Origin of the sequence: Staphylococcus sp. HMSC068C09 (assembly GCF_001813735.1) — a bacterium.
Taxonomy (GTDB): domain Bacteria; phylum Bacillota; class Bacilli; order Staphylococcales; family Staphylococcaceae; genus Staphylococcus; species Staphylococcus hominis.
The window spans coordinates 1-12,830 of record NZ_KV813746.1; the positions used below are offsets into that span (position 1 = coordinate 1).

The window sequence follows — 12,830 nt, forward strand, 5'->3', positions numbered from 1 at the left end:
CTATTTTGTTAGGAATTATGTCCCAGCCTCTTGTTGCTTAATCATATATGTGAATTGAAAGCTAATCAATCTGATATGAAGTAACATATTTTAAGTAATATGATATATTTTTCTTCTAATTCTTGTCTCATTTGTTCTAAACTTGCTGAAAAACCGCATCACTTATGATAAGCGTCTGCGTATCGGTTAATGATGCGGTTTTTAATTATATAATTTCATTTAATAAGGTAATGAACAGTTTTTTGATAAATGTTATTCTTCTAAAATTCTTTTTAATTTACACACTAAAAAATATCCTCCTTAACAATAATAAGTTATTTAAATTATTGATTAAGGAGGATATTTTTATATCTATTTATTTCTCAATCTAGAACTAGATTTTTATCGTGCTTTCAGTTCATTTCCTGTCATCCATTTATGATTTTTAATGATTTTACCATTATCTTTGGATTTGTAATCAACTACGTAAACAGTCGTCTTTTTCACGTTATCTATATTGGCTGTAGCACCTTTCATACCGGACATATGACTTGCTTCTAATTTAACAGTATCGCCTTTACTAAATCCATCTTTAGGTGCATCTTTGATCTCTTCGTTTACGACCCATTTATGATTGTTTACTTTTTCATTTCCATTTGTGGGTTTATAACTTACAACATAGGCATATGTTTTATACGCACCTTTTACAGTAGCTTCTGCACCTTTCATACCTGGCATATGCCCTGCTGTAATCGTTACTTTATCTCCTACTTTAAATTCACCTTCATTAGTCGATGTCATATCTTCAGGAACTTTACTTTCATCATTATGCTTCATATGGCTCTCACTTTTTTGGTCATTAGTGTCTTTATCTTTTTTCATCATATTAAAATCTCCCTATTGATTAATTTGTTACTTTTACTTGACCCATCATTCCATTATCTTCATGCTCAAGTATATGACAGTGAAACATGTATGTTCCAGTATTTTTAAATACAACCTCTATTTTAGCTTTTTGTCCAGGTTCCAAAGATATAACATCCTTTTTACCCCTCATATCTTTTGGAGGTTTCTCACCATCCACAGATAAAACTTTAAATTGCGTTCCATGGATGTGGAAAGGATGTTTCATACCACCCATTTTATCTTTGACATTTTCAATTTCCCATACTTCTTTCTGGTTTAACTTTTGTGTAAAATCTATTCTGTTAGGATCGAATTTATTACCATTAATGGTAACATGATCATTCATACCTTCTAATTTTATTTTTTTACTTACTTTTGGTGTATTACCTTTGTTAGAACTTTTCTCTTTGTTACTAATCGGTAAAATTACAGTTTTATCATTATCGACCAGACTGATTTTCTCGCCTTTCATTTTAGATAAATCTATTACTATTTCTTTTCTCTCTGAAGGAGCTAAATTAATTTCTTTTAATTTTTTAGCGTTTTTTAATTGACCGCCATCTGAAGCAATATACTCAAAACTTTGATTATTACTTAGCTTAAGATTTAAATCTCGAGCATTAGAACCATTTAAAAGTCTCAAACGTATTTTCTCTTCTTTTGCTGTCAGTTTGGGGTTTACTATTCCGTTCACAAGAACAGTATCACCTTGAGTGCCATCTTTGTCTTTCGTTTTTGAATAATTTAATTTTTTAGATACAAATGTTTTATCTTGGATTATTATAGGCAAATCATTTTTTCCATAATTACTAGGATAATTATTCTTTTTACTATCTTCTATATATAATAATCCTGATAAGCCATTATAAACTTGTTTAGCTGTATTTGGAGAGGGGTGGGGGTGATACCATAACGTAGCAGAATCTTGATTAACCTCAAATTTTATAGTTTTTTCTTTTCCTGGTTTTATAACCTGAGAAGGCCCTCCATCCACTTTTCCATTTACTTCTAATCCATGCCAATGAAATGTTGTATTTTCATCTAAGTTATTTATTAACTTAATTTTAACTTTATCTCCTTTTTTTAATTTTAAAGTTGGTCCAAGTAAATTTCCATTGTAGCCTAGAGTATTAGAAAAATTATTTTTGTAAAACTCTGTCTTTCCTTTCTGAGCTTTTAATGTATAATTTTTATAACCATTGTTATCTTTTTTTGACTCTGCAACTTCAGGAAATATTATTTCATTTTTTCCTTGTGAAGAATTTAATTTCTTTCTTTCGTCATGATGTTTCATATTCATCATATCCATTGTATTTTTCTTATCTTCTTTCATGTTCATCATGTCATTCTTACTTTCTGCGAAAGTATCATTAGACGCAATAATTATTATGGAAAAAATTATAATTAAAATTGCAAAAACTTTATTATACATAAGGTTTACCTCTTTTATTTTAATTTTAATGTAAAAGCATTAATCGCTACTATAACTGTACTTAAAGACATTAATATTGCTCCTACAGCTGGTGATAATATTAACCCGATAAAAGCTAATGCGCCAGCTGCTAAAGGTACAGCAACAATATTATAACCTGCACCCCACCATAAGTTTTGCACCATTTTTTTCATAGTATTATTTGAAAGAGTCAAGAAATGAATGATATCTGATGGATTACTTTTAACAAGTATGACATCACCTGAATCCACTGCAACATCTGTGCCTGCACCAATTGCTATACCAATATCGGCTCTTATAAGACTCGGCGCATCGTTGATACCGTCTCCGACCATCATGACTTTATTACCGTCACTTTGATAATCTTTTATAATGCTTTCCTTATCTTCTGGCATGAGTTGTGCGTGGACATCACTAATACCTAATTCTTTTGCGACAGCGTGTGCCACTTCATTATTATCACCTGTAAGCATGACTGGTGTAATATTTCTTGATAGTAAATCAGCTACCATTTGTTTTGAGCTTTCTTTAATTTGATCTCCTTGAGCAATCATGCCAATGACTTGTTGATCCTCAATTAAATAGCTGATTGAATTACCTTGTTGAGCTAATTTAGTAAACAAGTCATCGTCATAATTAAGTTTATGTTTATCAAGATAAGAGACATTTGTTATTTTATATGTTTTATTATCAATTAGACCTTCTAATCCGACACCCGGAATATTATTAACGTCTTGTGGATTAGTAAATGAAACATTTTTACTTTTCGCAAAATCAACAATACTTATAGCTAATGGGTGATTAGATTGACTTTCTAATGAGGCGAAAAGGCTTAATATTGTATCATTACTCAAATCATTTTTAAAGCTCTCATAATGATTCACAGAAAAGTTACCCTCAGTTAAAGTACCAGTTTTATCCATCATTACATAATCGATATGTTGAGCTATTTCTACAGACTCTCTATTTTTAATAATTAAACCATTATGTGCACCAATTGAAGTCGAACGTGCAGTGACTAAAGGTATTGCCAAGCCTAAAGCATGTGGACAAGCAATGACTAACACAGTTACAAGACGTTCTAATGCAAAATCAACATCATTTTGAATGAGCATCCAGACAATAAAAGAAATCACGCCAACAATTACAGCAAAGTAGAATAAATAACCCGCTACTTTATCAGATAACAATTCAGCACTAGATTTATCATTTTGTGCTTGATTAACAAGTCCCATCACTTGAGAAAGATATCCATCTTCTCCCACAGCTGTAACCTTGACTTGTATTGTTCCAGACCCATTAATAGAACCCCCGATGACGTTGTCATTTTGATTTTTTTGTACTTTTTTAGATTCTCCAGTGACTAGGGATTCATCTATAGATGTTTGTCCTTGAACGATAATACCATCTGTTGGAATGCTTTCTCCGGCTTTTACTTCGACGATATCATCAGTCATGATGTCTGATATTTTAACTTCTTCGCGTTGGCCATTATCCATAACTTTAATCGCACTATTAGGTAACAGTTCTGCCATTTTCTTTAAAGCATCTCCAGCATTTCCGACAGCATTCATTTCTATCCAATGTCCTAATAGCATAATTAAAATTAAGGTTGCTAATTCCCAAAAAAAGTCCATTGTATGACCAGTTGCACTACTAAAGTTATTCATATAAAAAGCATACAAGCTATAAATATAAGCTACTGAAATACCTAGAGCAACTAAGGTCATCATGCCTGGTTTTTTTTCAGCAATTTCATCTTTACCACCAGACAAGAACGGTTTACCACCATAAAAGAATAAAATTGTACTTAATATTAACACTACCCATTCAGAACCTGGAAATGTGAATTGAAAAGGTAAGTTAACACCCATCAGTGGCGATAAAAGAATGATAGGTATTGCAAAAATTAATGAAACAAAAAACTTAACTTTAAAATTTCCATGATGATGTGCATGGCCACTATGATGATGTGAGGCATGGTTATCATGATGCATTTGATTGGAATGATTCATGTGATTTTGATGATTATGCGCTTCACCATTATTATTCAAATTAACCCCTCCTAATAAAAATGTTATAGTAAAACTACTTATACTATAACATATACCCCCCTAGGGTATAAATAGTTTCGATTTATCTCCATTTATGGATTTATTTATATCATTCTGAAAATGATGTCTACACGTCCTACATTAGACCTTGTCATCGATGTTTAAAACAAGGTTTTAATTAAAAAATCTCATCTGAACTATCGCATGACAATACACTCTGACCAAGGTTAGCATTATCAACACAAATCATATATTACTATTCTTAAAGAAAATAACGCACTTCAAAGTAGGTCTAGAAAAGCAAATTGTCTAGATCATTATTTAATGAAGCCAGTAAATGAATTCATAATAAACTCATTTACTGGCTATTTTTCTAGTATTTATATTCAGTCTTTTCAAACTATATTAATCATTTTTTGATTCTCAAATTCTACGCCACAATAGCTGCATTTTATTAAAGATATTATATATTCAATCAATTTCAGAGTGAGTTATATACAACCTCATTTTTAGTTTTATTTATAATATGATTCTGCACATAGGTTAATGATGCGGTTTTTAATTAACGTCTTTTTGTTATAAGTCTTAAAGAAATACTAAATAAACACATTATTTTCCTTAATTGAAACGAAAGAATGACAAATTCCATACTATTACATTGGAATTTGTCGTTCATTTATTAGAAGCATATATTTTACAGACTTCTAAATTAATTGTTACAACAACAATTATTATCCTGTTGCTCTTTTTCATTTTTTTCATTTTTTTCTTCAATTTCTACAGAACAACAAGATTGTTCCTGAGGTTTTAATTTTTTTAATACGTCTTTGACTCCCATTATCTCACCTCCTTTAAATAACGATGTTCACCATCAAACCTGTAGAAATAGCTACAACTAAAATGGCGATAACGAATGAGATTACAAATTTTTTCTTGAATAGTTTCGATAATAATACAACTTCTGGAATACTTGCACCAGCACCACCAATGATCAAAGCAACAACTGTCCCAAGCGACATTCCTTTTGAAGCTAATGCTTCAGCTATAGGTAACATGGTTTCAGGTCTAATATACATAGGAATACCTATAATAGAAGCAATAAATACGGATATAATGCCACCTCCACTCGCATATTTAGTAATAAATGTTTCGGGTACAAAGCCATATATAAAAGCACCAATAAATACACCGATAAATAAGTAAGGAATCATTGGATATAAGAATGCCCAAGCATCATTTAATGCTTGTTTAAAATGAGATCCATGTTTATTAGCGAAAAACCCATCGCCTTTAACATTTACACCTTTATAACTTTTAGATAAATTCATTTTTGAAAATACTAGACCCGTTAAGACACTAAAGATTGCTAGTACAATAAAATAAACAACAGCAACTTTCCAACCTAATAAGGCCCATAACATAAATATCATTAAGGGATTCATTAAAGGTGACGCAATTAAAAAACTCATTGCAGGACCAAATGGAACTTTAGAATTTAATAAACCTGCAAGTATAGGAATTGTAGAACAAGAACAAAATGGTGTCATCGCACCAAAAGCCATTCCCAAAATATAATTAATAGCTTGATTAGGTTTACTTAAAAAGTATTTTATTTTTTCTTCTGAAACTATCTGCTGGATGATACTTACAATAAAGCTCACGATGATAAATAGTATGAATAGTTCAAAAAACAACATCACAAATGTTTTTATAAATTCCATAATTGAATCTAACATGAGTATAATGCCTCCAAATTTAATTAATCAATATTTCTTGATGTATTAATCAAAAAAAATTGATTAATACTACATTAAAAAAGATACTTAAAGTATCTTACAACAAGTATCTTCATTTAAAACAACCTGTATTTGCTGCTCATTAATTTTATAATAATTCCATGTGCCATGCTTTTCAGCAATAAGAACATTTGCATCTACTAATTTTTTTAAATGATAAGAAAGTTTAGATTGTTTTATATCTAATAACTCTTCTAAATCACATACACATAATGATTTATTGAAGCTTTGGCTAATTTGATTTAGTATTTTTAATCTGATTTTATCGGCAAGTGCATTAAACATATTTTCATAAAAGTCAAATTGTTGATCTTCACTCATATCAGTCTTTGCTTTAATAACTTCCATAAAAGACCATCCTTTTTATAATATTTCATTGAGTTTATATTATCTTTATTTCAATTCTTGAATTGCTTGTTTATAGTTATTTTTTGTTGATTCTCCATACTGATTAATGTTCCCTTTAAAAAACTCCTTTTCCATATATATTGTAGCTTCTTTTAAATTGATTTCTCTTGATAGCATAACAAGATTTAAATAACTTACAAAATAACCAACAGTTAAAGTACTTGCATGGTTTACTCGCAATCAAGCACGCCTCCTTATTGTCAACGTAGTTTTATATCATTTAATACATCAATTTTTTTTGATGTATTAAATGTAAATCAATATCCATATTATCGCAAGAAGAAAACCTATAATTTTACATAAACTTAGGTATTGCTCACAGAAATACTAAAATAATTTTTTATAAATTGTATTATTAAGAATTAAATTTAGTAAAATTTTTAAAACTCAAATAAAAACATAGACATCCATCTATATAGATGTTAGTCTATAATAGTAAATTAATTAATGAGGTGAGTATAATGTTAAATATTGAAATATACGAAGAAGCTATGTGCTGTTCTACTGGGGTATGTGGTCCAGAACCGGATGAAACACTAATAAAAGCGAACCAAATCAATGAATATTTAAAACAAAATCAAATAGAAGTTCAACGTTATAATATGAATAATAATCCGAATGAATTCATTAAAAATCAAGAAGTTATTCGTTTAATTCAAGAAAAAGGTGATGAAGTTTTACCAATCACTTTTATAGAAGGCGGTATAGCTAAAACGGGCGCTTATATTACCCAAGAAGAAGCCGATGAAATCATTACAGTTAATCAAATGAGAAATGGAGGATGCTGTGGTGGAGATGGATGCTGTTAAATACTTAAATAAATTGAATTTAGATAACATTGAGTTAACAAAATATTTGTTTTTTACTGGTAAAGGTGGCGTAGGCAAAACAACGATATCAAGTTTTATTGCTTTAAACTTAGCAGAGAATGGAAAGAAAGTAGCTTTAGTAAGTACTGATCCAGCTAGTAATTTACAAGATGTATTTCAAATGGAATTATCTAATAAATTAACTAAATATCAACCTATACCTAATCTCTCTATAGCCAATTTTGACCCGATTGCTGCTGCAGACGATTATAAAGCACAATCTATAGAACCTTATGAGGGTATTCTACCAGAAGATGTGCTTTCTGAAATGAAAGAACAGTTAAGTGGTTCATGTACAGTTGAAGTAGCAGCATTTAATGAATTTACAAATTTTTTATCCGATAAAACTTTAGAACAAGAATTTGATTTCATTATATTTGATACAGCTCCTACAGGTCACACCTTGAGAATGCTTGAATTACCTTCTGCATGGACAGATTATTTAAATACAACGAGTAATGACGCTTCTTGCTTAGGTCAATTATCAGGTTTAAATGAAAATAGAGTTAAATATAATTCAGCACTTGAAAAACTACGTAACCAAGATGATACGACCATGATGTTAGTTGCGAGACCTACTCATTCTTCTATATATGAAATTCAAAGAGCGCAACAAGAATTACAACAACTGTCAATTTCTAAATTCAAAGTAATCATTAACAACTATATAGAAGAAAGTCACGGTTTAATTTCGAGTCAGATGAAATCGGAACAAGATAAAAACATTAATCATTTTACTGAATGGTTAAATAACAATCATGCTTATTACGTTCCATATAAAAAGCAGAAAGAAGAAGGTATAGAAAGTTTAACGAATCTATTAAATGATGATAACTTAATTGAAAATGATGACTTTATTGTTGAAGATCATCCGCAATTTAATAAATTAATCGATGAAATTGAAAATAGTAAAGTTCAATATTTATTTACAATGGGAAAAGGTGGCGTTGGTAAAACGACAGTAGCAACGCAATTAGCTACAACGTTATCTAATAAAGGATATCGTGTTCTTTTAGCAACTACTGACCCTACTAAAGAAATTAATGTTGAAACTACAAGTAATTTAAATACTGCTTATATTGATGAAGAACAAGCATTAGAAAAGTATAAAAAAGAAGTACTAGCCACAGTGAATGATGATACACCACAAGACGATATTGATTATATTATGGAAGATTTAAAATCACCTTGTACAGAAGAAATAGCATTTTTCAAAGCCTTTAGTGACATTATGGAGAATCAAGACGACATGGATTACGTCATTGTAGATACAGCTCCTACAGGCCATACTTTGCTGTTACTTGATTCTAGTGAAAATCATCATAGAGAATTAAAGAAAAAATCAACTCAAACTACCAGTAATGTTGAAACATTATTACCTAAGATTCAAAATAAAAATTTAACACAGATGATAATCGTAACACTAGCAGAAAAAACACCTTATTTAGAATCTAAACGTTTAGTAGAAGATTTAAATAGAGCTAATATAGGCCATAATTGGTGGGTTGTTAATCAATCGTTAGTTACGCTAAATCAACGTGATGACCTTTTTAGTAACAAAAAAGAAGATGAATCATTTTGGATAAACAAGATTAAAAATGAAAGTCTTGATAATTATTTTGTCATACCTTATGGGGGGTTATCATAATGAAAAAAATTGTAATCATCGGTTCAGTTGCTGCCGGTACAAGTGTCGCGGCTAAAGCAAGAAGAAATAGTGAAGATGTGGAAATTATCGTTTTTGATAAAGATAATGATATTTCGTATTCAGTATGTGGTATCCCCTACTATATAGGCGGTAATGTATCTGATATTGATGAACTCACGCCAAGAAATGCTAAATGGTTTAAAGAGCGCTTTAATATAGATATTTATACAAAATATGAAGTGAATCAGATAAATGATACTGATCAAACAATAACTGTTACCAATTTAGTAAATGATGAAAAGATGATTCAAGAATATGACGAATTAGTATTAGCAACAGGCTCATCGCCTAAGGAACTTCCTCAATTAAATAGCGAAGAATATAACAATGTATTTAAAGTTAAGAATATTAATGATGCGAAAGCAATTTATAATTATATTGAGAGCAATGATGTTCAGAATATAACAATCATTGGTGGTGGATTTATTGGTCTAGAAATGTTAGAACAATTATCTAACTACAATACTTCAATTATTCAACGCAGTACTTTTATGCCTCATTTAGACTACGATATCAGTTTTATGATTCAAGAATATATTGAAGATAAAGCTAACGTATATACCTATAATGAAATAGATAGTATTGATTATGATGAAAATCATACAATAAATAGAGTAAGCTTAAAAACTGGCGAATTAATTGATACAGATTTAATCATTATTGGGATTGGTGTCACACCAAATACTAAATTAGCTAAAGAAATTGGTATTAATATTGGAAAATCTGGAGCAATACAAACCAATAAGTATTTTGAAACAAATATTCCTCACATATATGCAATTGGTGATGTAGCAGAAAGTTATAATTTAATTACTGGTGACCCTATATATAGACCGCTAGGTTCTACAGCAAATAAAATGGGACGTATTTTAGGAGATCGATTAACTGGTGGAAATCTAGAACATAAAGGCATTTTAGGAACAGGCATTGTTCGTATATTTGATATGACAATTGCCCAAACAGGCTTAACTGAAAAAGAAGCTATTGATTTAGATATTGATATTGACGTATTACACAATGTGAAACCGAATCGTCCAGAATATATGCAAGGCCAAGAAATGGTAATTAAAGCTATATTTGATAAAAACAATTCTAAATTACTGGGTGCTCAAATTATTGGGTATGAAGGTGTAGATAAGAGAATAGATGTACTAGCTACTGCTATAACGTTTGGCGCCCATGCAGAAGATTTATTTCATTTAGATTTAGCATATGCGCCTCCTTTTTCTACAACTAAAGATCCTGTTATTTATACAGGGATGATTGGACACAATATTACTCGAGGACGCAAAATTATAACGCCTGAAGAAGTCATAAAACAAAATAATGACTTATTGATTTTAGATGTACGTTCTCCAAAGCAATTTGAAGTTAATCATGTTGATGGAGCGATTAACGTCCCATTGAAAATATTGAGAAGTTATGCAAAAACATTAGATAAAAATCAAAAGATAGTGACTTATTGTAATAAAGGTACTACTGGGAATGCTGCACAAAACGTACTTATTAATTTAGGTTTTAAACAAGTGTTTAATTTGTCAGGTGGTAATAAAAATTATCAACGTTATAAAAGGTTTCAAGTAGAAAGGAAGAAGAAAAATTGAATTATAAAAAAATTTCACAATACTTAAAAGTGATTGCTGATAGTAGCCGCCTTGAAATATTAGACTTGTTATCTTGTGGTGAATTATGCGCTTGTGATTTATTAGAGCATTTTTCTTTTTCTCAACCCACATTAAGTCATCATATGAAAGTATTAAAAGACAATAATTTAATTACATCCAGAAAAGATGGTAATAAAATTTTATACAAATTGAATCATGACGTATTGGATGACGTTACATCACGACTGACTCTATTGAGTTCCAGTGCTGGCCCATGTATATGTGAAACAGTAGAGAAAGGTGAGTGTTAATGATGACGATATTAGCAATCACAATATTTGTATTAACGTTAATTTTTGTTATATGGCAACCTAAAGGTCTAGATATTGGTATTACTGCATTAATTGGTGCTGTAGTTGCTATAATCACTGGCGTTGTAAGCTTTCAGACGTACTAGAAGTTACTGGAATTGTTTGGAATGCGACTTTAACTTTTGTTGCAGTTATTCTTATTTCACTCATATTAGATGAAATTGGATTCTTTGAATGGTCTGCCATACATATGGTAAGAGCATCAAAGGGTAATGGCTTGAAAATGTTTATCTTTATCATGCTCTTAGGTTCAGTTGTAGCAGCCTTCTTCGCAAATGATGGTGCGGCTTTAATACTGACGCCTATTGTTTTAGCAATGGTACGTAGTTTAGGATTTGATAAAAAAGCGATATTCCCATTTATTATTGCTAGTGGTTTTATCGCAGATACTACGTCTCTTCCATTAATTGTTAGTAATTTAGTTAATATTGTTTCTGCTGATTACTTTGATATTGGATTTGTTGAGTACTTCAGTAAAATGATTATACCTAATATATTCTCTTTAATCGCAAGTATTCTTGTCTTATGGCTTTATTTTAGAAAGTCTATCCCAAGAAAATTTGATGCAGTAAATATTAGAGAACCAAAAGAAGCGATTAAGGACAAAAAGCTTTTTAATATCTCATGGATTGTACTCACTGTATTGCTAGTTGGTTATTTAATAAGTGAGTTTATAAATATTCCAGTATCAATTATTGCTGGTATCATTGCTTTAATATTTGTATTATTAGCACGTAAGTCTAAGGCTGTGCATACGAAACAAGTAATTAAAGGTGCGCCATGGAATATTGTTTTATTCTCTATTGGTATGTATCTTGTGGTATTTGGTCTAAAAAATGTGGGCATCACAACGCTTCTTAGTGATGTACTAACAAATATTTCAAATTACGGCTTATTTAGTGGTATCATGGGCATGGGCTTTATAGCTGCATTCCTTTCATCCATTATGAACAACATGCCAACTGTTTTAATAGATGCAATAGCGATTGGTCAATCTCAAACAACAAGCATACTCAAGGAAGGCGTGATTTATGCGAATGTTATCGGATCTGATTTAGGACCTAAAATAACACCAATTGGTTCGTTAGCAACACTTCTCTGGTTACATGTGCTTACTCAAAAAGGTGTTAAAATTTCTTGGGGACAATACTTTAAAATCGGTATTATTATAACGATTCCGGTATTATTTATCACACTGTTAGGGTTATATCTAACACTTATTATTTTCTAAAAAAAGAGGAAACTATTTATGGATAAAAAAACAATTTACTTTATATGTACAGGTAATTCATGCCGTAGCCAAATGGCTGAAGGTTGGGGTAAAAAAATCTTAGGTGACGAATGGCAAGTATATTCTGGCGGTATTGAGGCACACGGTGTCAATCCGAAAGCAATCGAAGCGATGAAAGAAGTCGGAATTGATATCTCAAACCATACTTCTAATTTAATTGACAACACTATACTAAACCAATCCGATTTAGTAGTAACTCTATGTAGTGATGCTGATCAAAACTGTCCTGTATTGCCGCCTAATGTAAAAAAAGAACATTGGGGATTTGATGATCCAGCAGGCAAACCTTGGTCAGAATTCCAACGTGTTAGAGATGAAATCAAAGCAGCCATTGACTCATTTAAGGCTAGATAAATTTTAGAGGCTGGGACATAATTCCTAACAAAATAGC

General features: G+C 30.7%; 12 protein-coding genes and 1 pseudogene. 6 read left to right on the forward strand and 7 right to left on the reverse strand.

Annotation, left to right across the window (positions count from 1 at the left end; genetic code table 11):
* Window positions 1-381 precede the first annotated feature (381 nt).
* The 7 genes from HMPREF2930_RS02325 to HMPREF2930_RS02350 all read right to left on the reverse strand — a co-directional run bounded on the left by HMPREF2930_RS02325 (window position 382) and on the right by HMPREF2930_RS02350 (window position 6,776).
* Window positions 382-864 carry a YdhK family protein gene (locus tag HMPREF2930_RS02325; RefSeq protein ID WP_002487267.1) on the reverse strand — a complete coding sequence of 161 codons (483 nt, stop codon included), beginning with the start codon at window positions 862-864 and terminating at the stop codon, window positions 382-384.
* A gap of 19 nt (window positions 865-883) precedes the next feature.
* Window positions 884-2,317, reverse strand: coding sequence for a multicopper oxidase family protein (locus HMPREF2930_RS02330; RefSeq protein ID WP_017175600.1), 1,434 nt, complete (start codon window positions 2,315-2,317; stop codon window positions 884-886).
* Between the two features lie 14 nt (window positions 2,318-2,331).
* Entirely contained in the window at window positions 2,332-4,392 is a 2,061-nt protein-coding gene (locus HMPREF2930_RS02335; RefSeq protein ID WP_017175599.1) for a heavy metal translocating P-type ATPase, read from the reverse strand.
* A gap of 709 nt (window positions 4,393-5,101) precedes the next feature.
* Window positions 5,102-5,230 (reverse strand): hypothetical protein, encoded by a 129-nt coding sequence (locus tag HMPREF2930_RS11725; protein ID WP_017175598.1) that lies wholly within the window; start codon window positions 5,228-5,230, stop codon window positions 5,102-5,104.
* A 13-nt stretch (window positions 5,231-5,243) separates the two neighbouring features.
* Window positions 5,244-6,128: a permease gene (locus HMPREF2930_RS02340; protein WP_017175597.1), complete on the reverse strand. Its 885-nt coding sequence runs from the start codon at window positions 6,126-6,128 to the stop codon at window positions 5,244-5,246.
* Between the two features lie 87 nt (window positions 6,129-6,215).
* Complete coding sequence (locus HMPREF2930_RS02345) at window positions 6,216-6,536, reverse strand: ArsR/SmtB family transcription factor (RefSeq protein WP_002449352.1); 321 nt, start codon at window positions 6,534-6,536, stop codon at window positions 6,216-6,218.
* 45 nt (window positions 6,537-6,581) lie between these two features.
* A complete protein-coding gene (locus HMPREF2930_RS02350; RefSeq protein WP_002441924.1) occupies window positions 6,582-6,776 on the reverse strand; it encodes a hypothetical protein in 195 nt (64 codons plus the stop codon).
* 281 nt (window positions 6,777-7,057) lie between these two features.
* On the opposite strand from HMPREF2930_RS02350, the gene arsD reads away from it, so the two are divergent.
* The 6 genes and pseudogenes from arsD to arsC all read left to right on the forward strand — a co-directional run bounded on the left by arsD (window position 7,058) and on the right by arsC (window position 12,793).
* Window positions 7,058-7,405, forward strand: a complete 348-nt coding sequence (gene arsD, locus HMPREF2930_RS02355) for an arsenite efflux transporter metallochaperone ArsD (protein WP_002449502.1) — start codon at window positions 7,058-7,060, stop codon at window positions 7,403-7,405.
* Entirely contained in the window at window positions 7,392-9,113 is a 1,722-nt protein-coding gene (gene arsA / locus HMPREF2930_RS02360; RefSeq protein WP_017175596.1) for an arsenical pump-driving ATPase, read from the forward strand. The genes arsD and arsA overlap by 14 nt, the downstream gene beginning before the upstream one ends.
* Window positions 9,113-10,777, forward strand: a complete 1,665-nt coding sequence (locus HMPREF2930_RS02365; RefSeq protein ID WP_002488499.1) for an FAD-dependent oxidoreductase — start codon at window positions 9,113-9,115, stop codon at window positions 10,775-10,777. The genes arsA and HMPREF2930_RS02365 overlap by 1 nt, the downstream gene beginning before the upstream one ends.
* Window positions 10,774-11,088, forward strand: coding sequence for an ArsR/SmtB family transcription factor (locus HMPREF2930_RS02370; protein ID WP_001830569.1), 315 nt, complete (start codon window positions 10,774-10,776; stop codon window positions 11,086-11,088). The genes HMPREF2930_RS02365 and HMPREF2930_RS02370 overlap by 4 nt, the downstream gene beginning before the upstream one ends.
* Window positions 11,088-12,379: pseudogene (arsB, locus tag HMPREF2930_RS02375) on the forward strand (arsenite efflux transporter membrane subunit ArsB). Before HMPREF2930_RS02370 ends, arsB begins: the two are co-directional and overlap by 1 nt.
* Before the next feature lie 18 nt (window positions 12,380-12,397).
* On the forward strand, window positions 12,398-12,793 hold the full coding sequence (arsC, locus tag HMPREF2930_RS02380; protein ID WP_017175594.1) for an arsenate reductase (thioredoxin): 396 nt from the start codon (window positions 12,398-12,400) through the stop codon (window positions 12,791-12,793).
* The last annotated feature ends 37 nt before the right edge of the window (window positions 12,794-12,830 follow it).

Bases quoted from the DNA above. Each gene is read 5' to 3' on its own strand.
- HMPREF2930_RS02325 (WP_002487267.1), bottom strand. From the start codon at position 864: ATGATGAAAAAAGATAAAGACACTAATGACCAAAAAAGTGAGAGCCAT.
- HMPREF2930_RS02330 (WP_017175600.1), bottom strand. From the start codon at position 2,317: ATGTATAATAAAGTTTTTGCAATTTTAATTATAATTTTTTCCATAATA.
- HMPREF2930_RS11725 (WP_017175598.1), bottom strand. From the start codon at position 5,230: ATGGGAGTCAAAGACGTATTAAAAAAATTAAAACCTCAGGAACAATCT.
- HMPREF2930_RS02340 (WP_017175597.1), bottom strand. From the start codon at position 6,128: ATGTTAGATTCAATTATGGAATTTATAAAAACATTTGTGATGTTGTTT.
- HMPREF2930_RS02345 (WP_002449352.1), bottom strand. From the start codon at position 6,536: ATGGAAGTTATTAAAGCAAAGACTGATATGAGTGAAGATCAACAATTT.
- arsD (WP_002449502.1), top strand. From the start codon at position 7,058: ATGTTAAATATTGAAATATACGAAGAAGCTATGTGCTGTTCTACTGGG.
- arsA (WP_017175596.1), top strand. From the start codon at position 7,392: ATGGATGCTGTTAAATACTTAAATAAATTGAATTTAGATAACATTGAG.
- HMPREF2930_RS02365 (WP_002488499.1), top strand. From the start codon at position 9,113: ATGAAAAAAATTGTAATCATCGGTTCAGTTGCTGCCGGTACAAGTGTC.
- arsC (WP_017175594.1), top strand. From the start codon at position 12,398: ATGGATAAAAAAACAATTTACTTTATATGTACAGGTAATTCATGCCGT.